This is a genomic window from Streptococcus sp. 27098_8_75 (assembly GCF_041432475.1).
Lineage (GTDB): Bacteria > Bacillota > Bacilli > Lactobacillales > Streptococcaceae > Streptococcus > Streptococcus gordonii.
This window is the reverse complement of record NZ_JAPVZR010000007.1, coordinates 13,000-36,206: the sequence shown is the minus strand read 5'-3', so window position 1 is coordinate 36,206 and position 23,207 is coordinate 13,000. Positions and strand designations below refer to the sequence as shown.

Here is a 23,207-nt window from a genome sequence, read left to right as displayed (position 1 = left end):
CACGCTCCTTTATTTTACTAAATCGATGAAATTCTTGATAGACGACAAGCCGTCCGGCGTGCCAATACTTTCTGGATGATACTGAAAACCATAAATAGGCAGGCTCTTGTGCTGGATAGCCATGATCGAATTATCATCAGTTGCCCGAGCCGTCACTTCAAAGTCCTCCGGCATCTCTTCGATCAAAATCGAATGATAGCGCATGACCGGCTGCCCATCCTCTATCCCTTGATAGATAGGAGATTTTCTCTCAAAGCGCAGAATACTTTGTTTGCCGTGCATGACCTTGGGAGCCAAACCTAGCTTTCCGCCAAATACTTCTGCAATGGCTTGGTGTCCCAAGCAAATCCCCAATATCGGCTTTTTACCAGCAAAATCGCGGATAAGTTCTTCCATCCGTCCTGCATCTGCTGGCCAGCCTGGCCCCGGAGAAAGAACCAAAGCATCAGCTTCTTCTGCCGCTTGATAAAGGCCTGCATCATCATTTCGCAAGACCTTAACTTCTGCAAAATTTCCAATATATTGGGCTAGATTGTAAGTAAAAGAATCATAATTATCAATCAATAAAATCATTGCATCTCTCCTATCTTGGTCATTGATTTGGCCTTGTTGATGGTTTCTTGGTATTCATTAGCAGGGATCGAGTCATAAACAATACCCGCTCCAGCTTGAACGTAAGCTCTGCCATTTTTCAAAATCATGGTCCGGATAGCAATGGCAAAATCCATATCCCCTGTCGCAGAAAGATAGCCGATAGCCCCTGCATAAACGCCACGTTTTTCCTGTTCCAGCTCATAGATTCGCTTCATGGCCCGAATCTTAGGCGCACCCGAGACAGTGCCGGCCGGCAAGGTTGACTTGAGGGCATCCATGGCTGTCAGTTGGGGCAGAAGCTGACCACGAACTACACTAGTCAGGTGCATGACATAGCGGAAATACTCCACTTCCATGTACTTAGTGACTTCCACGCTGTTATTCTGGGCAATTTTACCGATATCATTACGTCCCAAATCAACTAACATACGGTGCTCAGCCACTTCCTTCTCGTCAGCCAGCAACTCCTCTGCCAAGGCTTTATCTTCTCTTTCATCCTTCCCTCGCGGTCTGGTTCCAGCAATAGGATTGGTCGTAACCTGCCCCTGCTTGACAGACACCAGACTTTCTGGGCTGGCTCCGATAATCTGATAATCTCCGAAATCATAAAAGTAGAGATAGTTGGAAGGATTGGTCACACGCAGATTGCGATAGTAATCCAGTGGCCTACCAGAATACTCTGCTGAAAAACGCTGACTGAGCACACATTGGAACATATCTCCCTGCCGAATCAAGCTGCGCGTTTCTTCCACCATTTTTTCAAAAGCTGCCTGCTCGATATGGCTCTGGAAATTCAAACTGGACAGTTCCAGTGGTGAAAATTCATCTGTCGCTGGCTGCGCCAGCTCAGTCATGATATGCTCCAGACTAGCAGCCAATTCTGCTTCACTTCTATTACTGTAGAGGGCCTCCTCAACGATATAGACCTTGTCTTTTTTATGGTCAAAAACCATGTAACTCTCATAGACGAAAAAGTGCATATCTGGCGTTCCAATCACATCAGCTGGAATTTGACCAATCTCCTCATAGAGGGAAATCATATCATAGCCGACAAAGCCAATAGCTCCACCACCAAAAGGCAGGTCTGAATGATGATCTTTTTTTACTGCCAACTCATGCAGATAGTCCAATGGATCTGCCTCAATTACTTGTCCATTCTTTGTTAACTGGCCATTTTCATAGCGAACTTCAAAGACTGGGTTATAAGCTAGGATAGAAAAACGAGCTGTCTCGCTATCTCTCGGAATACTTTCCAAAATCACCTTGTGGTCGCCCTGAATCCGCATGTAAGCCAGAATCGGCGATAAAATATCAGCTGGTAAAATCTTTTGCATAATGTTTCTTTCTATTTAATCAAAAGCGTTTAAGGAGGAACAATTTGCTAGCCATGACCGCATTTCACAAGAACAGATAGCACCTGTCCACGGTCATAATTTGCCCCAGAACTACAGAAAAACGCCCACACAGTTCATCCTGTGAGGGCGTATCATCGCGGTGCCACCTCAGTTATGGAGTTTTCAAGCTCCACATCTCATTTACTTATTTACAGTCATTTAGATCCCTTTTAGTGCAAGTCAGTATACTGGTTTACAGCAAAGCACGCTAACAAAGTAATAAAAGTTTAACTAAAGGACTAAATTTTGACTCCAGCAGCCCATTTCATAACTTCTCCTGCCTGTTCTCAGCAACCACAGACTCTCTGAAAGGAGGGATGTTACTACTCTTCTACTGGGTATTTTATTTTCGTTTTTCTAGATAGTCGGCAATAGCTGCCACATCCTTGTCTCCACGACCAGATACGTTGATAATGATGATTTGGTCAGATGACAATTTTGGAGCTCGCTTGATGGCTTCAGCAATGGCGTGAGAACTTTCGATTGCCGGCAAAATTCCTTCCTTTTGTGTCAAGAGGAGCAAAGCATCTACAGCTTCATCATCTGTCGCTGCCACGTATTCTACTCGACCAGAATCTTTAAAGAAAGCATGTTCAGGACCAACTCCAGGATAGTCCAAGCCTGCTGAAATCGAGTAAACCGGCGCCACCTGACCATCTTCAGAAAAGACAGCGTAAGTCTTCATACCGTCCACTACTCCGACACTTCCCTTGGTCATGGTCGCCGCATGCTGGTCTGTATCAAGACCACGCCCGGCGGCTTCAACCCCCACTAACTTAACTTCTTCATCCGCCACATACTGAGAGAAAGCACCGATAGCATTGGATCCACCACCTACACAGGCAATGACATAATCCGGCAAGCGGCCTTCCTTGTTCAAAATCTGACGGCGAGATTCTTCACTAATCACCTTTTGGAACTCATGGACAATCGTCGGATAGGGGTGAGGACCGACAGCTGAGCCCAAGACATAGAAGGCTTCCAAATCGTTCATCCAAGCTCCAAAGGCTGCATCCACTGCATCCTTGAGGGTTTTGGTTCCTGTTTCCACAGCGTGAACAGTCGCTCCCATCATTTCCATGCGGAAGACATTGAGACGCTGGCGCTCTACATCCTCTGCACCCATGTAAACATCGCACTTCATACCAAACTTAGCTGCGGCTGCCGCAGTTGCCACACCATGCTGGCCAGCTCCAGTTTCAGCAATGACCTGGGTCTTGCCCATGCGCTTAGCTAGTAGAATCTGTCCCAAAACATTATTGAGCTTGTGTGAGCCCAGATGATTGAGATCTTCCCGCTTCAGATAAATCTTAGCTCCGCCCAGATGCTGGGTCAGACTTTCTGCAAAGTAGAGCGGGGTCTCCCGGCCTGAATAATCCGCCAAATAATGTCGGTATTCATTTAAAAATTCTGGATCATCCTTATACTTCTCAAAAGTCGCTTCCAATTCATCCAGCAAGGCTTGGATAGGCTCTGGTACAAAGGAGCCGCCGAATTGTCCAAAATATCCTTTAGTTTCTGTCATATTAATTGCCTCTTTTCTTTATTTTCAAGCAAAACAAAAGCCCACACACAGAAAAAACTCTGTGTGAGGGCGTAAAATCGCGGTGCCACCTCAATTATGGAGCAAAGTATAGACTGCCTCCATATCTCTGTCTTGTCTAACAACAAGCTGCACTGTAAGGTGTGCTCACCGAATTTTTATTGCTTCAAATTCATTTTTTGCATCAGCCCACTTCATAATCCTCCACTACCTGTTTCCACCAACCACAGGCTCCCTGAAAGTAGAAAAAATTATTACTTTTCTGATGATTTATTTTATTATAGGTCTTTCCCTTTTTCTTGTCAAGAAAAAATTTTAATTTTTCTTCTAAATCCGAACTTTTCTCTCGCTAATCTCTTTTGAAAACGTCATCTTGACGATCTTTCCAGATTTTCTGACCAAGCTGAAATACCCGCCAAGCCAGATAACCACCCAATGTATTAGTCCAGAGATCATCAATTTCAAAGACTCGATTGGCGTTGATGAGAAGGTCCAGTAGAATCTGAGTCACTTCGATAGACAGACTCATCCCAAAGCTCAGCCATACAACCTTCTTTGTCTTCCGCAACTTCGGAAAGAGCCAAAGCAATTGAAAAATTAAGGGCGACAGCAAGAAGATATTAGCTAGATTTTGGATAAAAACCTTGACCAGCTGGATCCAAGAAGTAATCTCGCCAATATTGACAAAGGAATTAAAAGGGACTAGCAAAACCACTATTCGGCCAAAACACTGGACTCCCGGCGTTTCCATTCCTGGCTCTGGAACTTGAGGAATAAAGCACAGAATGCAAAGCATCAAGAAATAGAGCCAGCTTCCTCCGATCAGCAATCTCCGTCCCTTAGCAGTCAACTCACCGTCTGAAGTCAGGTAGTTCTTAAGGCTGAACATTTTCTACCAATGCTTTCTCGCGATCACGCTTCATGGTATTAGAACGCAGCTGACCGCAGGCTGCATCAATATCCGTTCCATGTTCCTGACGAACCACGCAGTTGACTCCGTTTTTCTTGAGGGTATCGTAGAAGGCCATCACGCGCTCTTTGGGACTGCGGCTGTATTGGTCGTGCTCGCTAACTGGGTTATAAGGAATGAGATTGACATAAGACAGCTTCTTAATGTTCTTGAGTAGCTCAGACAGCTCCTTGGCCTGCTCTACCCCGTCATTGACTTCATTGAGCATGATGTACTCAAAGGTCACCCGGCGGTTGGTCGTCTCAATATAGTATTCGATAGCTGCAAAAAGCTTTTCGATAGGGAAGGAACGGTTAATCCGCATGATGCTGGTCCGCAGATCATTATTTGGGGCATGTAGGGATACAGCTAGATTGACCTGCACACCTTCATTGGCAAAGTCACGAATCTTATGAGCCAGGCCTGAAGTCGAAACCGTGATATGGCGGGCACCGATAGCCAAACCTTTATCATCATTGACCGTCCGGACAAACTTGAGTACATTGTCATAGTTGTCAAAAGGTTCACCGATTCCCATTACCACGATATGGCTGACCCGCTCATCCTGACCACGCTCGTCAAAATACTTCTGAACCAGCATAATCTGAGCAACAATCTCACCATTGTTGAGGTCGCGTTGCTTTTTAATCAAGCCAGAAGCACAGAAGGTACAGCCGATATTACAACCTACTTGAGTGGTCACGCAGACAGAAAGTCCATAGTGCTGGCGCATGAGCACCGTCTCAATCAGCATACCATCCGGCAGCTCAAAGAGGTACTTGACCGTACCGTCAGCAGACTCTTGTACGATACGCTGTTTAAGAGGATTGACGACAAACTGATCGTCTAGTTTGGCAATCAAGTCCTTGGAAAGATTGGTCATCTCTTCAAAAGACTGGACCCGCTTGCGGTAGAGCCACTCCCAAATCTGGGTAGCACGGAATTTCTTTTCTCCTTGAGCTTCAGCCCATTCAATCATTTCCTGACGTGTTAAACTATAAATAGATGGTTTCATGTTTCTCCTTTATTTTTGACGGATGACAAAGTGACGATTGGCTTCTTTTGCGACTTTTTCTTTTGGTTTATTTTGACGATTATCGCGACTCTGGTCATTCCGACGTCTTGAGCGTCTAGAACGTGATCGTTTTGACGTTGAACCAGAATTCTGTTCTTGCTCCCGTTTACTGCGAGATTTTTTATCAAAAGAAGCTCGCTTAGGCTGAAGGTTTTCTAATACAAAGTAGGCACAGCCATAATTACAGTACTCCAGCAAATAATCTTCCAAACGACTGATTTTAAAGTCACTTTCCTTAGCTTTTTCATCCTGATAAAAGCCTCGTAGCCGTAACTGATCATTGCCCCAATCACCGACAATATAATCAAACTTGGTTAAAATCTCTGAAAAGCGTTGGTTAAAAGCTGTCACATCAAAAGCTTCTCGGTAGTTCTCTACCAAATTAAACTCAATCTCCTCCGTTAAGACCTGTGAACCAATCTGTTTGAACTCAGGACCAGGAAATTTATTGTAATTATAAAGCTCTGGAGCAATTTCTTTGCGCATATATTTTCTCACTTCTATCTAGATAACTCCTCTATTATACTACAAAAACAGGCAGATTTTAAGCTTTTACCCTTAAAAAGTCATTTCTGAGAAAAGTCAGATAATTTCTCTAATTTGACAAATAGGACTTCCATCAAAAAATAAAGCTGAGACAAGACTGCCTCAGCTTTATTATTTATTGTTCTTAAGATAATCAATGGCATCCTGTAAGGTTTTAACAGGAACAATTTTCATATCTGTTTTAATCTTTTTAGCAGCCTCAACTGCAGTTTCATAGTTTGTCTTTGCTTTTGGATCGATTTTTTTCATTTCTTTTGTTACAGGATTATTGGGAGCAAAGAAGATGCTAGCACCACTTTTAGCAGCTGAGACGACTTTCTTATCAATCCCACCAATATCACCAACTTCTCCATCACGATTGATAGTTCCTGTACCTGCAATCACACGTCCATCTCGTAAGGTTGGATCTGCAAGTTGTGTATAAATTGACAAGCTAAACATGAGACCCGCACTAGGTCCTCCAATGCCTTCTGTAGTAAATTCAATCGGAATGTTACTAGTGACTTCTGTTCTATCGATTAAGCTAATACCGATTCCGTTTTTACCATTTTCTAGCTTAATAATCTTTCCAGTCGCTGATTTTTCTTGGCCATCTTCCTGGTAAGTGACCTTAACCTTATCTCCTAATTTCTGCGAATTAACATATTTCACCAATTCTTCTGAACTGTCAAAAGTCTTGTCATTAACTCCCGTCACCGTATCCGCAATATTCAAAATTCCCTTAAAAGTCGAATCTTTTGCAACTTGCAAAACATAGACGCCCAGATATTTCATGCTAATATCTTTTCCAGCTGTTTTCAAGCCTTGGTACTTGGCCATGTTTTGGGATGTTTCCATATAAAACTGATTGATTCGGATAAATTCTTGGTCCGATGATCCACCAGTCATTTCTTCAGCAGAGTAGATATCCGTGAAATCAGTCAGCCACGCATAGACAAGATGTGCAAAGGTTGCTCGTTGAACTCCAACTGTCACAAACTCGTAGGCCCCAGCTTCCTTATCTTCCTTATTGTCAACCAGCAAGACCTTTCGAATATCTTCTGCACCGCCAGGAACTTCAATATAGTATGGTAAAGGAACCGTCAAAGATACGACAAGCAAAATCAAGCTTGAAAAAATAATAATGGGCCATTTATAAACACTAATTTTTTTCATAAGTTCTTCTTTCTAATTCTTTGATTACACTTTGGGGCACATAGTCCGCTATATCCTGCTGAAAAGCAAGCAGCTCCCGAATACGCGATGAACTGATATGCTGATAGGCTGGTTTGCTGAGCAAGAAAATCGTTTCCAGCTCTCCTGCCAACTCGCGATTAAAGAAGTTCATATCAGCTTCATAGTCCAAGTCTTGGCTGTTACGAAGCCCGCGCACAAAAACTTTAGCTCTCAGTCTCCGAGCTACTGTCACTGCTAGCTCATTCTGCGAAGTGATGACTTCCACATTATCCAAATGTTCTAGCGCTTCTTTGACTATCCGCTCTCTAGCCTCAATTGTGAAAAAACCAGACTTTTCTCGGTTGTAGAAAATTCCTACATAGAGCTTATCAAAGAGGCTGCTGGCCCGCTCAATCAGGTCCACATGGCCCTTAGTGATCGGGTCAAAAGACCCTGTAAATAATCCTATCTTATCTGACATACACCGTCACCTTTGAAATTCCATATATCTTCTGCTTCCAAATGCCCAGCTCTGCAATTTCTTCTGGTAATTCCACATCCTTGTCTGTCTCACAGACTACTAGGACATCCTGACTCAATAGCTGACGCTCCTCTAGCTTCTCAAGGTCTGCCACAATCTGCTCCTTGGCATAAGGCGGATCCAAGAGAACTAAGTCAAAAGCACCTGTCAATATTTCCAAAGCTCGGCCAGACTCCATCTTGAGCAAGTCAAAACGTGTGACCTCCTTAGTCATCTGGATGTTCTCTGAAATGATAGCCTGAGCTCTGCGATCCTTTTCGACTAAGACAGCTTCCTCCATACCTCGCGAAATAGCTTCAATGGCCAAACTCCCGCTCCCGGCATAAAGATCCAGCACTCGGCCACCGTCAAAATAAGGACCAATCATATTAAAAATCGCCCCCTTAACCTTATCGGTCGTAGGCCTAGTCGTCTTGCCATCCAAAGTCTTGAGGGGCCTGCCCCCGTATTTACCTGCAACAACTCTCATAAAGAGTATTATAACATAACTAGCCTCTAGCAGGCCAATCTTTTGAAAATTAAGCAGATAAAAAACAGAAGTAGATGAATATCAAAGACTTCTGTTTTCTTTTAATTTCAGTAAAAAATCAATTAATTCAGGCTGGCAATCTGCCTTATCCAAGATTAGTCCCATTGACCGACCAACCATGATGTAAAAACTCTCCGGCTTATCCAAAATCGCCACAATATCCTGATAGTTATATCGGGAGGTATGATTGCGATTAATGACTTGAAAGTCTGTCTCATAGAAGCTAAACTCCTGCTCCAAATCATGCCAGAGAGGATTATCCTTATAGAGCTTGAGGAATTGTTGGTTAAAAGAACGATAAAGTAAAAAAGGCATGATCGGCATGAAAATAAATATACCAATAGCTGGCAAAGGCTCCCTAAAAAATAGACAGACCAACCCCACTGCTAACAAAGCCACTTCACCAATGATTAGAGGAAAGAGCCCTGTCTTTCGATACCAAAAGTTGGCCCAAGCGAAACGGCGATAAGCTTCTTCTGTCATGGTCGTTTTTGCTGTCATAGGAAACATCTCACTACCTCCAGGTTATATTCCTCCCTACAGTTTACCACACTCTTACAAGAAATAACAATACTCGATAAAGAGCTTGCTTTTCTCGATTTCTTCTGTTATACTATATGTAACTTTTTAAACGTTACATAGGAGGTGTGATATGTTTTCGCATGAAAAATTAAAAAAACGCCGGTTGGAGCTTAATCTGACTCAGTCTTCCATTTACCAAGAGCTTGGGATTTCCAGAAAGACTTACTCTGCTTGGGAAAATGGTTTAGCAGAACCCCACGCCAAAAATCTCAGGAGGTTGGCCACCTGTCTCAAAGTCCAAGAGAACTACTTTGTGGATAAGACCAGCGCGCTCTACACCTACCCTTTACTAACTCTACCACATAAAAAAGAAGTAGACCAGTTCGCTAGTCGGCTCCTAGAGAGACAGCGTAAAGTTAGCTCCCTTACAGCTTATAAGGTTCTATCTGTTGAGCTGGCGGCAGGTCGCGGTCACAGCTACTATGACAATGAAACAGACTACGAAACTGTCTACTTTGATCAAGATATCCAGCACGACTTTGCATCCTGGGTCTCTGGGGATTCGATGGAGCCTAAGTATCCCAATGGCTCTGTTGCCCTTATGAAACAGACAGGTTTCGACTACGATGGGGCGGTCTATGCTCTCATGTGGAATGGCAAGACCTATATCAAAAAAGTCTATCGTGAGGCTGAAGGTCTACGCCTAGAATCTATCAATCCTGACTACGAGGATCTCTTTGCTCCCTATGAAGACCAGCCTACTATTGTTGGTATCGTAGTTGGACATTTTCTGCCGATTGAGGTATAAAACTATGGTCCTATTTGATTATTCACGCGAGCCTCGTTCAGACATCGCTTTTGTGGATATGAAAAGTTTTTATGCCTCTTGCGAATGCATCGCTCTCGGTCTCGACCCTTTAAAAACCTCGCTCTGTGTCATGAGCCGAGTTGAAAATTCCTCTGGACTGATACTAGCTGCCACCCCTCTTTTTAAAAAGAATTTCGGTAGCCAGAATGTCAGCCGAAGCTATAATCTTCCTTTTGATGTCCACACCCGCAAGTTCAACTATGCTGCTGCCCGCAAGCAGGGACTGCCGATTACAGCAGATTATGTGCGCTTTATCGAAGACGCAGCCCAAAAGACCTTATTGGTCCCACCTCGGATGAACTACTACATCCAGAAAAACATGGAAATCCAAAAGATTTTCCAGGATTTTGCAGCTCCCGATGACATTTTCCCCTACTCAATCGATGAGGGCTTCCTAGATTTGACAAGCTCTATCAACTACTTCATTCCTGATCATACGCTGGACCGCAGGACCAAACTGGACCTGCTGGCCGCCCGCATTCAACAGGCTATCTGGAAGAAGACTGGGATTTATGCCTCTATCGGTCTGAGCAACGCCAATCCTCTTCTCGCCAAGCTAGCCTTGGACATTGAAGCCAAACACACAAAAAAGATGCGGGTCAACTGGTCCTACGAGGATGTACCCAGCAAGGTTTGGACTATTCCGACAATAACTGATTTTTGGGGCATCGGCCACCGAACAGCCACCCGTCTTAAAAAGCTAGGCATCCATTCCATTTATGATTTGGCTCACTTTAACCCTGACATCCTCAAAAAAGAAATGGGGGTCATGGGCCTGCAGCTTTGGTTTCACGCTCACGGCATTGATGAAAGCAATGTGCACAAGCCTTATCAGGTCAAGTCACACGGCCTAGGGAATTCGCAAATTCTTCCCCGAGACTATAGACAGCAGGCAGAGATTGAGCTCGTTTTCCGAGAAATGGCTGAGCAGGTCGCCATTCGTCTCAGACGTTCTGGTAAGAAATGCCAGTGTGTCTCCATCTATGCCCGCTATTCCAAACAGGAGTGTCTGCCTTCCATTCATACACAGAAAAAAATTGAGCCTACCAGTAACAGCGATCGACTGGCTCAAAACGTCATTCAGCTTTTTCGTTCTAAATATCAGGGCGGGGCTATCCGACAGATTGGCGTTTTTTACAGTGACTTTGTCGATCAAGGATATAGTCTGATTTCTCTCTTTGATAATCCCTTGCAAATTCAAAAAGAAGAAGATCTCCAGCTGACAATCGACCACATCAGAGATAGCTTCGGCTTCGCCTCTTTGCTTAAGGGATCGGCCTTGCTGGACTCCTCCCGTGCTATCGCTCGAAGCAAGCTAACAGGTGGCCATTCAGCTGGAGGGTTGGAGGGCTTATCATGACCGACCGCTCTTATCTCCCCTATCAGTCTGCTCGTGACTTTCAGGATCGGGGTATGGCTAAGTGGGCTGGCTTTTTTCTCTCTGAACACAGCACTGCTCTGGCCAAAAAAGAACTAGATATCAGTCGTCTGCCCCAGCTTGACAGACAGGAGAAATTCCGCTTGCTCAGTCAAGCCTACAGCCAGCAAGTTCCTATCCGAATCACCTTTCTCAATCAGGGCAAGCTGACTGATGTTGTTGCTACAGTCTCTCATCTGGACAGCAAACAGGTTCTCCTGCAGGAAGGTGACCATTACAAAGGCTTTGCTATTCACCAGATTCTTTCGATACAAGCTTCAGGAGGCACAGATGACTACTCAGAATGCACATGAGGAACTTCAATTTGACTATTTTTCCCAGAATTACTATCAATTTCAAGAGGATTTTTATCAATTCTCCAATCTTCCCCAGCCTCTGATGGCCATGGAAGACGATATCCTCCACCATATGGCCAGCCGCCAGGTCACTTATTTCAAACTCTCTAAAACCAAAAGTTTAGATCAGAAAGACCATTACTTCCACTTTACCATCAGCCGTCCAGACCAGGCAAAGCGACTCTGCATTTACCACTATCAAGGCCAAACAGAAGATATAAAGCAATAAGCTCCCAAGCGAAGTCTGGGAGCTTATTATATAGGGCTAATCAGCATGATATAAATAATCTTACCTTACTAAAATTAAGTATTAATCTTTTCCTGTAAAGTTATAGACTTCCGAACGTTTCGCCACATGAATATTCAGAATCACAAAATCCTCATCATCAACCTTAGCAATAATCCGATAAGATCCCACACGAAAGCGCACATAACCCGAAAGGTTGCCTGACAAATATTTCCCTGGCGCCCTAGGAAAGTCGACATTTACCAGATGTTTATCAATCCACTTGGCGATGACCTTCTGTGCCCCTCTATCCAACTTATCCATAGCCTTGAAAAATGTTGAGGCATAACGAACCTGATATCTAGCCATAGCGCCTCATCATCTCATCATGAGAATAAGTCTCTTGACCAATATCAAGCCACTCCTGCATCGCCAGATCAGCTTCTTGGATATCATAAAGATCCTCTAACTTTTCTGCCAAAACCTGAGCAATAAACTCCGACTTAGAGATATTGTGGGAACTCGTCCATAAAGTCAGTTTTTCATTTAACTCATCTGATAAACGGACTGAAGTTGGTACAGCCATGAAATGACTCCTTTTAAAATTGGTTTTCTTTTGTAGTTACATTTTACTACAACCTAGAATAAAAAACAAGTTGGATAGATCTATCTTATAATTCGTAAAAAACTAGAAAAACCAAGTATAATCAAATATTCTTTGAAGATATTTTGGATGTGTAAAATTTTTGGGTGAAATAGCAATCTACCTTCATCCCTTATAGACAAAAAATGAAAGTTAAATCTCAATTAAATTGATTTCCCATCAGCAATTTCGTTTTTCTTATGATATGGGCTGGGGAAGGAGTCTGGTATTAGAATCATTAAAAAACTAAAGACTCCTTTTACTTACCCAGCCGATGGCATCGCTAGGTGGGTTTTCGGTATCAATCCAGATGAATTCAATCCCGATTTCGCCATTTTTAAACTTAGTCAAACGAATACCATTGATTTCCAGTTCATTGAGCCGTTTTCCTGTCAATAGCTCCCGTTCCTTCAACTGGAAAACACCACGCAAAATCCAATTTCCAAGGATTTCTTGCTTATCAGTTGACTGAATCGCCTTACCAGCTTCTTGGTTGATATAGGCATTGATGACATCTCCAGAAGGCAAAAATCGTAATTTAAAGGTTCTTTCTTCTTTGGATAGAGCTAGTTTTTTAGTGCCAGGTTCAAAAGTCCCAAACCCAGGACCAAAGAAATCTGTTCTTTCGTCGTGAAAGTTCTTGGAGTCAGGCAGAGGAATATAAACTTCACTAACTGGACGATAAACAAGTTGTTCGATTTCTTTAATGAGTTTTTCGTTGCCAGTCTCGTGGACAAAGTGAATCAAGTCCTCACGAATAGCCTTCATCTGATCTTTTTCTTCCTTGCTGGTCCATTTCTTCAAGAGGATTTCCTCTAAAGAGAAGGTCACAAAAGCCAGTTCTTCTGGAGCCAGATTGTCCTTAAATTTATCCTGAATCTTTAAAATCCGTGGCAGACGATCTTTTTTGGCTAATTTTGAACCACCGTTAAAGGCATTAAAACCAGAGTTTTCTTCTACATTTCCATGTTTGTCCGTGATAACCCAAGACACTGTTTCTAAGATATCGGATTGTTCCTTTTCAGCTGTCAGTAAATGAAGATTTTCAAAGAGAGAAAAAGGATCTTCAATGTAATGGACATCCCAAGTGTCTACAACAATGTTTTTATTATTAAAAGTCATGTGGAGCTGGCTGTCAGCTGCTGTGTACTTGTAGTGGTGTTGCCCATCCGTAAAACGGAAATTGGTTGGAGTGTTTTTCGTGGTTGAGCCTTTAATGACCAAATTATCAATATCAACTGGTAAATAAGTCGTCTCACCAACAAAAATTTTAGGATTATCTCCCTTTGACGTTGGCATCAGGACGTGGTAAACTGATTCGACATCGACTGAATCTGAGTTAAATCCCTTGATCTGTGCCTTGGAGGATTCGATTCTCTGATTTCTCAGAGTAGCAATCTTTCGTGCTAACTCTTCATAGCGTTGGTAGTTTTCCTTGTCCGCTGTTTCTTTATCAGCTGAAATATCTGCATGAAACTTGATATCACCCAACAAGTCCGTCCAAGATTGAGAGTCTTTCTTAAACTGAGCGATTTTTTGGTCCCCTGACTTAATTCCAAAAGATTTGATACCCACTAGGTACTTATGATTTTCATCTACAACGACAGAGACATCAAAGGAAGTATTGGCGATATCTTCCCCTACGGCATTAAAGGCCTTCTGAAAAACTGTCTCCTGAAATTTGGAGTTAACAATCGGAGTCACATAATTCTCTGTTTGTCCCTCGTCTTCGGATTCTGCCTTTTGAGAGAAAGCTTCACTCAAGCTAGCGAAGTTGGTAATTAAGGTTTTGTATTTTTCTTTTTGTTCAGACTTTAGATGTTCCCACATAAGCACCCTCTTTTCTATTTTCAGTATATCAAAAGAAGATTAGATTTTCACTAATCTTCTAGTATATTCGTTAATTGATACTGTAAAATTCAAGATTGCCTTGTTTTTTAACCAATCTCAAATACTCTTCATCTGACAGAAGGGCTAGACCATCATCATAAGACTTGATTTTTTCAAGAGCACGGTCATAGCTTTCTACAAACTCCTTGACATAGGATTGCCCTTCAAATTGACCATTCATCTTGGTATAGATGATGGCGAATTGTCCTGATCGTTTAAGCTGAGATTGCCCTTGACTTTCGTTTAAAGCCTTGGCAACATTCTCCGCTATGCGTTTAATCACGGGCACAACTACACTGTTTCCAGCTTGTTTGTATAGCTGACCGTTAGAAACCCCTTCTGGGATTTTAAAGGATTTAGGGTAACCTTGAACGTTAAAGGTTTCTTTCGGTGTTAGCTTACGAATCTCGCCACTGTCCGTCAAAATCAATGGAACGTTATGTCCACCTGTTCCCATATTTGCTGTTAGAGTAGGGACAACTCCGTTTTTATTTTCACGGACATATTGACGGCGCCACTGGTAAACGGTGTCCTGACTGGTCACTTCAAACTTCAACTGGTCGTAGAAATTCTGCTTACCGTCACGGTAGTAGTATACCTCGTCTAGCTTATCACCAAAGTTAATCACATCCTGAAGAGCCGTAGTCAGCTTGATTTCCTCTGGGAATTCAAACAAGTCATAAGCTTCCTTGGTATCAAAACCTATGATGTAGATACGCTCACGGTTTTGAGGGATATTTCCATAGTCTTTCCCGTTGAGAACCTTCCACTTAATAAAGTAGTTGTTCTCGGTCAAAGCTTCACGAATAACCTTGAAGGTATTGCCATGGTCATGACCGACCATATTCTTGACGTTTTCGATGAAAATGGCGCGAGGTTTGCATCCCTCAATCATGCGAAGCAATTCGAAAAAAAGATCGCCACGATCATCATCAAAGCCCTTGCGATAACCCGCAATACTAAAGGCCTGGCAAGGAAAACCTCCCATAATCACATCCACGCGCTCAGCTGGGATATCCTCTGGCTGAACATCGTGAATATCACGACCATCCAAATAGGTATCTGGATGGTTTAACTGATAAGTCTGACGCGCATACTTATCAAACTCATTGGCATACACCACTCTGAACTCGTTGGTCTGTTCAAATCCCAACTCAATTCCCCCAACACCTGAGAAGAAAGCTGCAATGTTGTACTTCTCAGAGCGGTTCGAACTTACAGAATTTGTCATGTAGTTACCTGCTTTCTAAAAATGTTAAAATAATTTTTCTAGTTGGTCTTTAATTTTTGAAAACATATCAGAATCTGTTAGTATCTTTGAGACAGCTCTTCTCTGTTCTTGAAAGATATCATCTGACTGTATGTCTTCTAATCCCAATTCTTTTTGAGCTCTCTTTTTAAAGTATTCTTTCCCATTTTGATCATTAGAAAAGTCATAATTGCCTTTTTCAATTTTATCGCATAATCTAGCCAAATAAGCTTCTGGGGTTATGAAAGGAAGAAAAGAGACATATTTAGACCAAAAATCAATGAATTTCCTCTTTTTATCAATTAACTCACTTGAATTTATTTGGCCATTATTACCAGAAACAGGAAAAGTGATAGAATAACCTGTCATTATTTCAATAATTTTATCCAAATTTTCATTATCTGCCTCAGGGATTTTATGAGATACAACTATATCATTAACTAGATACTGTTGTAACTTATTTAATATTTCATCGTTCTTATTCTGATCACCGTCTAACCAAAAATAATGATTTTCGGACTCTAAGTAAGAGGAATTCAAAATATTATTTCGTATTATCTGAGTTGCACCTCCAGGAATATAATTAACTACTAAATTTTGTTTTAAATTGTCACTATCCGAATGTTTTATAATAAAATCCAATATATATTTTGCTAATCTATCCTCGACATAAATCATTTTTTTATCATGATATGTATCACCTAATTCAAAAAATGCATCCTGATAATCAATATTCTCAGTTACTTTGATTTTATCTCCCATTCTTGAGACGGTTTTTATAGCCTCCTTTGGGAAATCTCTTAATAACTGTGTTGAGTGTGTTGTAATTATCACTTGGTGACTATTTTCCAAAGTCTTTTGTATCAAAAAATCTTTAAAACGATAAATAGCACTTGGATGTAAAGAAATCTCAGGTTCATCAATCAATAATAGAGACTGTCTGGGAGCACTAATGATATCATAAACGAGAAGTATAACACGAGCTTCTCCAGTTCCTGCAAAAGCTTCAGAATAGGCTTGACCGTTTTTTCTTACCCAAATAGTTTTTGATGGTTTATTGCCAGCATATTTTGAGTATAAATTGTGAGTGACTATTTTAATTTCATCATATGATTCTCCCATTATTTTACTGACCGCTAAACACACCTCTTCTGATACAACTACATTTGACTTCACTCTCTGTTTTTTCTGATAATCATATTTATCTAAGTTATTTTGAATTACTTCAGCTAGCTTTCTAGATCTTAATCTAATAAAATCTTGTTTACTCTTTTGTTTAGGAGAAGGGTGAAAATCAAAGTGATAAAAGAAAAGATCAAATGCAGAGACATACTCTTTGCAATCACAAAAGACTGTATCCTTTTTCATGACGTTCCATCTAGTCTTGAAAGAACTCCCTGCCGCTATATAATCGTCTTCGGTTTTCATATCATAAGATTCCTGAGGTCTAGCTGGTTCCCAATAATCTGGATTACTATTTTTATAAATTCTTGTTTTTAAGATTTCAACAATTTTATTAGCTGGTTCAAAAAAATAGCCGTAAATAAAACACTGCCTGTCTACACCATATCCAGACTGTATTTTATCAACATCTGTACTAAACCAATAATCACCTATATTTTTACCATCAGGAGCTCCATAAAGAGCTTGTAAAATCGATGTCTTATTCCCGCCATTTTGTCCCACTAAGAGGGTAATTGGATAAGTAAAATTAATTCTAGATTTAGGAATTAATGACTTATACTTTGGGAATCGAATATGCTCAATGTAAGGATAGAAATCCTTTTTATTATTGTTATATTTTTGAGTTAATTTGTTTAATAGTTCAACTGTACTCTCACTCATCTTTTTAACTCCTCAACGAACGAAATAAAGTAATCTCCACTAGCTTTTGCCAATTTTACTGGCACCGCATTACCAATTTGTCTAGCTAGTTGTCCTCTATTCCCAACAAAAATATAGTCGTCATCAAACGACTGTAATCGCGCAGCTTCCCTAGCGCTTAAAGCTCTATTTTGAGTTGGATGACCGAATCTACCTTTTGAATATGACATACATCCTCCAGTGATTGTGATCGAGGGTTTTGTAATATCTAAGATTCCGTACACATCACTATGTCCCGAACGATTCTTATGACATTTTAATTCTAATGATTCTGGCAACGAACTTCTGTTACCACCATTATTTCTTATATGAATCATTCTTTCAATATTTAAACCTGATAATTTATTAGCGACATGATTGAAAATACCTTCACCAATAAACTCTTCCCCTCCGTTTATTGGAGGTAAATCCATTATCACATCTGCATTTACCCACGGAAGAAGGTTTAATTCTGGTATATTTGAATGTGTCTTTGGAGGTAACTGAACAGTCATAGTTGTTTGAGAGAGAATTTCTTTTCTAATCCCATGTAATACCAATCTTTTTCTCGTTTGAGGTACTCCGTAATCAGCTGTATTTAAAATATCGTAAATAACGCTATAATTATTTTCGATTGATGTCAAAAACTTTTTAAAGATTTTTTCATTTCTTGTCCTAGTCATACCCACAACATTTTCCATTAATAAGAAATCTGGATTCAATTCATTAATCAAACGTAGAAATTGAAAAACAAGTTGATTTCTCTCATCATTTTCATTATTAGTCCCAATAGTTGAAAAACCTTGACAAGGTGGACATGCCACAAGCATAATCTTATCGTCTGAACCAATTTTAAGGTGCTGTCTTATCTCATTTCCTGATACTAATTTGATGTCTCTATCTATTACATACACTTCAGGATTGTTTAACTTATATGTTTTAACTGCTACTGGATCTATTTCAATAGCAACTTGAACATTTATACCTGATTTTTTAAGTCCAATTGTAGTTCCACCTGCACCGCTAAATAAATCAATAGCAACAATTTTCCCCATAATATTCTCCTAAAGTTTCTTATTTTCATTATAACATTATCAAATGTAAAACCCAACCCGAGAGGGTTAGGTTTTAAACATTATTTCACCAACTTTTTCATCTCATCAATACGTGCTAAGGTCGCATCGTATTTAGCTTGGTAGTCAGCTTGTTTGTCGCGTTCTTTTTGGACGACTTCTGGTTTGGCATTGGCTACGAAGCGTTCGTTAGAGAGCTTCTTACCGACCATATCCAGTTCTTTTTGCCATTTAGCGAGTTCTTTATCGAGACGAGCCAGTTCTTCTTCGACATTGAGGAGGTCTGCCAGTGGCAAGTAGATTTCTGCTCCTGTGATAACGCTTGACATTGCGAGTTCAGGTGCAGGGATGGTTGATGCGATTTCCAAGTGTTCTGGATTTGTGAAGCGTTTGATGTAGTTGACATTGCTGTTAAAGAAGGCTTCTAGGTCGCTATCGCTTGTCTTCACAAGGATGGTGATAGGCTTGCTTGGTGCTACATTTACTTCAGCACGCGCATTACGAACAGCACGGATCAAGTCTTTGAGGCTTTCCACACCAGTGTGAGCAGCAAGGTCTTCAAAGGCTGGGTTGACAGTTGGGTATTCTGCTGTAACGATAGAGCCTTCTGAGATTTGTTCAAAGATTTCCTCTGTCACGAATGGCATGATTGGGTGAAGGAGACGAAGGATCTTGTCCAAGGTATAAAGGAGAACAGAACGTGTGATGACTTTCTCTTCTTCGTTGTCGCTATAAAGGACTTCCTTAGTCAATTCAACATACCAGTCCGCAAACTCGTCCCAGATGAAGTTGTAGAGGATGTGTCCAGCCACACCAAACTCAAACTTGTCAAAGTTTTCAGTAACTTTGCCAATCGTTTCATTGAGGTTGTGGAGAATCCAGCAGTCAGTGACGTTTCCGGCTTCCTTTTTAACAACTTTTTCGACATTAGCAGTTGCTTGCTCAAGAGTCAAGCCTTCATTGTTCATGAGGATGTAGCGAGAGATGTTCCAGATCTTGTTAATGAAGTTCCATGAAGCATCCATTTTCTCGTAAGAGAAGCGCACGTCTTGCCCTGGTGCAGAGCCGTTTGAAAGGAACCAACGAAGGGCATCGGCACCGTATTTCTCGATAACATCCATAGGATCAATCCCGTTACCGAGAGATTTAGACATCTTACGTCCTTGCTCGTCACGAATGAGACCGTGAATCAGGACGTTTTGGAATGGCTGACGGCCAGTAAATTCCAATGATTGGAAGATCATACGAGACACCCAGAAGAAGATGATGTCATAACCTGTTACCAAGGTTGAAGTTGGGAAGTAACGTTTGAAGTCTTCTGAGTCGACATCAGGCCAGCCCATAGTTGAGAATGGCCAAAGAGCTGAACTAAACCAAGTATCCAAGACGTCTTCGTCCTGAGTCCAACCGTCACCTTCTGGAGCTTCCTCGCCGACGTACATTTCACCCTCAGCATTGTACCAAGCAGGGATTTGGTGACCCCACCAGAGCTGACGTGAGATTACCCAGTCGTGGACATTTTCCATCCATTGGAGGAAGGTATCGTTGAAACGAGGGGGGTAGAATTCTACCTTATCATCAGTATCTTGGTTGGCAATGGCATTCTTAGCCAACTGGTCCATCTTGACGAACCATTGCGTAGACAAGCGTGGTTCAACCACAACACCTGTACGTTCTGAGTGACCAACGCTGTGAACACGTTTCTCGATTTTAACGAGGGCACCGATTTCTTCCAACTTAGCAACGACTGCCTTACGAGCTTCAAAACGGTCCATACCTGCAAATTCAAAGGCCAAGTCGTTCATAGTTCCGTCATCGTTCATAACATTGACTTGTGGCAAGTTGTGGCGTTGACCAACCAAGAAGTCATTTGGATCGTGGGCAGGTGTGATTTTCACGACACCAGTACCAAATTCAGGATCTGCGTGCTCATCCCCAACGATTGGAATTAATTTGTTAGCGATTGGAAGGATGACATTTTTACCAATCAAGTCCTTGTAACGTGGGTCTTCTGGATTGACCGCAACCGCAACATCCCCAAACATAGTCTCAGGACGAGTCGTCGCAACTTCAAGGGCGCGTGAACCGTCTTCTAGCATGTAGTTCATGTGGTAGAAGGCACCTTCGACGTCCTTGTGAATGACCTCGATATCAGAAAGGGCTGTGCGAGCTGCTGGGTCCCAGTTGATGATAAACTCACCACGATAGATCCAGCCTTTCTTGTAAAGCTCCACAAAGACCTTACGAACCGCTTTTGACAAGCCTTCATCAAGGGTAAAACGCTCACGAGAGTAGTCTACAGAGAGCCCCATCTTGCCCCATTGCTCCTTGATGGTCGTCGCATACTCGTCTTTCCATTCCCAGACTTTATCGAGGAATTTCTCACGACCGAGGTCGTAACGACTAATACCCTCACCACGCAAGCGTTCCTCAACCTTAGCCTGAGTCGCAATCCCCGCGTGGTCCATCCCTGGAAGCCAGAGTGTGTCGAAACCTTGCATCCGTTTTTGACGGATGATGATATCCTGAAGAGTCGTATCCCAAGCGTGACCAAGGTGGAGTTTCCCAGTTACGTTTGGTGGTGGAATAACGATCGAATAAGGCTTAGCCTTTTTATCGCCTGAAGGCTTGAAAACATCTTCGTTAAGCCATTTTTGGTAACGACCAGCCTCAACCTCGGCTGGATTGTATTTAGGTGAAAGTTCTTTAGACATTATTTTTTCTCCTTTATTTTTTTAAAATTCTCTATTTCTTTCTTCTCTTCGGCACTCAATTTTAAAAAGCTAATACAATTTTGATTATCTTCATTTTCTAAACTTTTGTCACTCAAAATGCTATAAAGTAAAAATTTAACCGTTATGTATTCACTTTCCGAAAATTCATGCCAGTTAGTTTTACTTTTTTCTACATTCGAAAGATGTACTTTATTTCTTAGTTTACGAAAACGATCCAATGCAAGAATTTCATCATGTTCAAGTTGTAAAAATTTATTTTTCTTATTTTTTGATTTAATCTTTTTGATTATATCATCAAATTTCATTTGAATTTCTTTCGGCTCATCAAGTTTAATCAAAATTTGCGTTCTAATCTTTTTATACTTGCCATCAACATCCTTAAATTCATTTGAATCAATACTATCTCTTTGAACTTCATAATATTCTGTTGTTTGCAGATTGTTAAAATGAATTATCTGTTCTAATAATGATTCTATCACTGAAACAGAGGTAATTACGTAGTTTTTATAAACCATAGTTTTAATGACACCTGACATTACCAATTCTTTTATCTGCAAATCAAGGAATTCTAAATATTGCAAACTGTATCCAATATTTCGTCTAATTTCGTCAGACATCTTAGCCATGCATCCTTTACTAACTAAACTTTTATAGCGTTCAAGTGACACAGGATACCATCTTTCTTTGGATTTCTTTCCCTTACTTAGTAACAATGTTTCTATATTATTTGTCAATTTCTTTCCCCCACTCACTCCTAAGCAAGCCATATCTCAAATCATCACAACGATTTCCTTGGGCATCTTTGCGGTCTCTTATGCGAGCTTCGAGGGTAAAGCCAAGTTTCTCTGCAACTCGTTGACTTTGAAGGTTATACCCAAAGCAAGTCAGTTCAATCTTGTGAAGATCAAGTTCTTTAAACGCTAGGTCAATCAAAGCACGCGCTGCCTCTGGCACATAACCACGTCCCCAATAATCTGGGTGCAAGGTATAGCCAATCTCCAGTACATCGTCTTCGTGTCGATGGTTGAAATCGACAGAACCGATGACCTTATCAGTTCCTTTAACCACAATCCCATAACCTGCTGGGAGATTTTCCTTTTGATTACGCTCAGGAAGGATACGCTCCAGGTAATAGATCTCATCTTCCAAGGTCTTGACGGGCGGAAAACCTGCTGGGTAGGAGACTTCTGGTCGACTGGCATAATCAAAGACATCCTCAGCATCAGCCACGGTGCGGACTCGTAAGACTAGCCGTTCTGTTTCTAAACGTTCTGGTAACTCAGCCCTTGTCATCCTTCTTCCTCGCTTTCTTGATAAAGCTTCCCATGGGGTCGACTCGGTCATCTAGATAACGATAAACGCGCTGGTGACCGTCTCCCATAAAGTAGATCGGAGCAAAACGATCATTTTTAAAATGTCCCTTGTCATCTAGGAAATCAGAATCAGCAAGGCGGTCTACAATCTTGGCAAAGATATGGCAGATGCCATCTTCCTCGATAATCCTATCTACCTGACAGTCCAATGCGACTGGACAGGCCTTTAAAATCGGTGCCTGAGTCCGTTCAGAAATCTCATAGTCTAGCCCTAGGTATTCCAATTTCTCCCGATGGCTGATAAAACCCGCCTGCTCCATCGCAAGCATAGAAGTTTCATCAGGTATGTTCACGGTGAACTGTTGATAATGCTTGATTTGCTCAGCAGCATTTTCCTCAGCACCAACTCCGATAACTAGCCAATCACCCAGGCTATAAGAGGAGCTACAGGTCGTGATATTGTGCCCAAAGTTCCGGTCCTGATACCCCAAGATAAAGATAGGAAAACCATAGTAGAGCTTACTTGTGTTAAAGGATTGCTTCATGACAACCTCCTTTGACTAAGATGAAAAAGAAAAACCCTGCCATATCCATGACAGGGACGAATGTGTTTATCCGCGGTACCACCCAATTTCGGGCAGAGCCCGCAACTTTTCTCTTCTTTCTCTTTTATGACGTCGTTAGCTCACTTTGGCATACGATAGTATAGCCTGCAGCTCCTTGCCT

The 23,207-nt window shown here is 41.6% G+C and carries 24 protein-coding genes and 1 other annotated feature; of the genes, 4 read left to right on the top strand and 20 right to left on the bottom strand.

Annotated features, from left to right (window positions below; all coding sequences use genetic code 11):
* Window positions 1-9 precede the first annotated feature (9 nt).
* From O3640_RS10280 to O3640_RS10235, 10 genes are all read right to left on the bottom strand, one after another.
* A complete protein-coding gene (locus O3640_RS10280; RefSeq protein WP_268723166.1) occupies window positions 10-573 on the bottom strand; it encodes an aminodeoxychorismate/anthranilate synthase component II in 564 nt (187 codons plus the stop codon).
* Window positions 570-1,928, bottom strand: coding sequence for an anthranilate synthase component I (trpE, locus tag O3640_RS10275; RefSeq protein ID WP_268723165.1), 1,359 nt, complete (start codon window positions 1,926-1,928; stop codon window positions 570-572). The genes O3640_RS10280 and trpE overlap by 4 nt, the downstream gene beginning before the upstream one ends.
* Before the next feature lie 403 nt (window positions 1,929-2,331).
* On the bottom strand, window positions 2,332-3,513 hold the full coding sequence (gene trpB, locus O3640_RS10270) for a tryptophan synthase subunit beta (RefSeq protein WP_268723164.1): 1,182 nt from the start codon (window positions 3,511-3,513) through the stop codon (window positions 2,332-2,334).
* A gap of 62 nt (window positions 3,514-3,575) precedes the next feature.
* Window positions 3,576-3,811: a binding site (T-box leader), on the bottom strand.
* A gap of 69 nt (window positions 3,812-3,880) precedes the next feature.
* A complete protein-coding gene (locus O3640_RS10265; RefSeq protein WP_061596553.1) occupies window positions 3,881-4,420 on the bottom strand; it encodes a VanZ family protein in 540 nt (179 codons plus the stop codon).
* Window positions 4,407-5,495 carry a 23S rRNA (adenine(2503)-C(2))-methyltransferase RlmN gene (rlmN, locus tag O3640_RS10260; RefSeq protein WP_061594633.1) on the bottom strand — a complete coding sequence of 363 codons (1,089 nt, stop codon included), beginning with the start codon at window positions 5,493-5,495 and terminating at the stop codon, window positions 4,407-4,409. Before rlmN ends, O3640_RS10265 begins: the two co-directional genes overlap by 14 nt.
* 9 nt (window positions 5,496-5,504) lie before the next feature.
* The gene (locus O3640_RS10255; RefSeq protein ID WP_045634724.1) at window positions 5,505-6,041 is read right to left on the bottom strand and encodes a YutD family protein; all 537 of its coding nucleotides are present in this window, start codon (window positions 6,039-6,041) and stop codon (window positions 5,505-5,507) included.
* A 171-nt stretch (window positions 6,042-6,212) separates the two neighbouring features.
* Entirely contained in the window at window positions 6,213-7,256 is a 1,044-nt protein-coding gene (locus O3640_RS10250; RefSeq protein ID WP_045634725.1) for a SepM family pheromone-processing serine protease, read from the bottom strand.
* Window positions 7,243-7,737 (bottom strand): pantetheine-phosphate adenylyltransferase, encoded by a 495-nt coding sequence (coaD, locus tag O3640_RS10245; protein ID WP_045634726.1) that lies wholly within the window; start codon window positions 7,735-7,737, stop codon window positions 7,243-7,245. Before coaD ends, O3640_RS10250 begins: the two co-directional genes overlap by 14 nt.
* Window positions 7,727-8,275, bottom strand: a complete 549-nt coding sequence (gene rsmD / locus O3640_RS10240; protein ID WP_268723254.1) for a 16S rRNA (guanine(966)-N(2))-methyltransferase RsmD — start codon at window positions 8,273-8,275, stop codon at window positions 7,727-7,729. The genes coaD and rsmD overlap by 11 nt, the downstream gene beginning before the upstream one ends.
* 72 nt (window positions 8,276-8,347) lie before the next feature.
* Window positions 8,348-8,836, bottom strand: a complete 489-nt coding sequence (locus O3640_RS10235) for a YcxB family protein (protein ID WP_061583596.1) — start codon at window positions 8,834-8,836, stop codon at window positions 8,348-8,350.
* A 142-nt stretch (window positions 8,837-8,978) separates the two neighbouring features.
* Here O3640_RS10235 and O3640_RS10230 point away from each other — a divergent pair, with 142 nt between their 5' ends.
* Genes O3640_RS10230 through O3640_RS10215 form a run of 4 tightly spaced genes read left to right on the top strand, consistent with a single transcriptional unit; the run spans window position 8,979 to window position 11,718 of the window.
* Window positions 8,979-9,656: an XRE family transcriptional regulator gene (locus O3640_RS10230; protein ID WP_002896221.1), complete on the top strand. Its 678-nt coding sequence runs from the start codon at window positions 8,979-8,981 to the stop codon at window positions 9,654-9,656.
* A gap of 4 nt (window positions 9,657-9,660) precedes the next feature.
* Window positions 9,661-11,076, top strand: coding sequence for a Y-family DNA polymerase (locus O3640_RS10225; RefSeq protein WP_268723163.1), 1,416 nt, complete (start codon window positions 9,661-9,663; stop codon window positions 11,074-11,076).
* Window positions 11,073-11,447 carry a hypothetical protein gene (locus tag O3640_RS10220; protein ID WP_268723162.1) on the top strand — a complete coding sequence of 125 codons (375 nt, stop codon included), beginning with the start codon at window positions 11,073-11,075 and terminating at the stop codon, window positions 11,445-11,447. Before O3640_RS10225 ends, O3640_RS10220 begins: the two co-directional genes overlap by 4 nt.
* Window positions 11,425-11,718 (top strand): DUF5960 family protein, encoded by a 294-nt coding sequence (locus O3640_RS10215; RefSeq protein ID WP_268723161.1) that lies wholly within the window; start codon window positions 11,425-11,427, stop codon window positions 11,716-11,718. Before O3640_RS10220 ends, O3640_RS10215 begins: the two co-directional genes overlap by 23 nt.
* Window positions 11,719-11,799: 81 nt before the next feature.
* Here O3640_RS10215 and O3640_RS10210 read toward each other — a convergent pair whose 3' ends face one another.
* The 10 genes from O3640_RS10210 to O3640_RS10165 all read right to left on the bottom strand — a co-directional run bounded on the left by O3640_RS10210 (window position 11,800) and on the right by O3640_RS10165 (window position 23,026).
* Window positions 11,800-12,084 carry a type II toxin-antitoxin system RelE/ParE family toxin gene (locus O3640_RS10210; protein WP_268723160.1) on the bottom strand — a complete coding sequence of 95 codons (285 nt, stop codon included), beginning with the start codon at window positions 12,082-12,084 and terminating at the stop codon, window positions 11,800-11,802.
* On the bottom strand, window positions 12,077-12,301 hold the full coding sequence (gene relB, locus O3640_RS10205) for a type II toxin-antitoxin system RelB family antitoxin (RefSeq protein WP_268723159.1): 225 nt from the start codon (window positions 12,299-12,301) through the stop codon (window positions 12,077-12,079). Before relB ends, O3640_RS10210 begins: the two co-directional genes overlap by 8 nt.
* Window positions 12,302-12,604: 303 nt before the next feature.
* Window positions 12,605-14,188: a hypothetical protein gene (locus O3640_RS10200; protein ID WP_268723158.1), complete on the bottom strand. Its 1,584-nt coding sequence runs from the start codon at window positions 14,186-14,188 to the stop codon at window positions 12,605-12,607.
* A 70-nt stretch (window positions 14,189-14,258) separates the two neighbouring features.
* Window positions 14,259-15,479, bottom strand: a complete 1,221-nt coding sequence (locus tag O3640_RS10195) for a DNA cytosine methyltransferase (protein WP_268723157.1) — start codon at window positions 15,477-15,479, stop codon at window positions 14,259-14,261.
* Between the two features lie 24 nt (window positions 15,480-15,503).
* Window positions 15,504-17,342: an AAA family ATPase gene (locus O3640_RS10190; protein WP_268723156.1), complete on the bottom strand. Its 1,839-nt coding sequence runs from the start codon at window positions 17,340-17,342 to the stop codon at window positions 15,504-15,506.
* Window positions 17,339-18,415, bottom strand: a complete 1,077-nt coding sequence (locus O3640_RS10185) for a DNA cytosine methyltransferase (RefSeq protein WP_268723155.1) — start codon at window positions 18,413-18,415, stop codon at window positions 17,339-17,341. Before O3640_RS10185 ends, O3640_RS10190 begins: the two co-directional genes overlap by 4 nt.
* 80 nt (window positions 18,416-18,495) lie before the next feature.
* Window positions 18,496-21,147, bottom strand: a complete 2,652-nt coding sequence (locus O3640_RS10180) for a valine--tRNA ligase (RefSeq protein ID WP_268723154.1) — start codon at window positions 21,145-21,147, stop codon at window positions 18,496-18,498.
* Complete coding sequence (locus O3640_RS10175) at window positions 21,147-21,902, bottom strand: hypothetical protein (RefSeq protein WP_268723153.1); 756 nt, start codon at window positions 21,900-21,902, stop codon at window positions 21,147-21,149. The genes O3640_RS10180 and O3640_RS10175 overlap by 1 nt, the downstream gene beginning before the upstream one ends.
* Window positions 21,892-22,461, bottom strand: a complete 570-nt coding sequence (locus O3640_RS10170) for a GNAT family N-acetyltransferase (RefSeq protein WP_268723152.1) — start codon at window positions 22,459-22,461, stop codon at window positions 21,892-21,894. Before O3640_RS10170 ends, O3640_RS10175 begins: the two co-directional genes overlap by 11 nt.
* A complete protein-coding gene (locus O3640_RS10165) occupies window positions 22,448-23,026 on the bottom strand; it encodes a flavin reductase family protein (protein ID WP_061583605.1) in 579 nt (192 codons plus the stop codon). The genes O3640_RS10170 and O3640_RS10165 overlap by 14 nt, the downstream gene beginning before the upstream one ends.
* Window positions 23,027-23,207 lie beyond the last annotated feature (181 nt).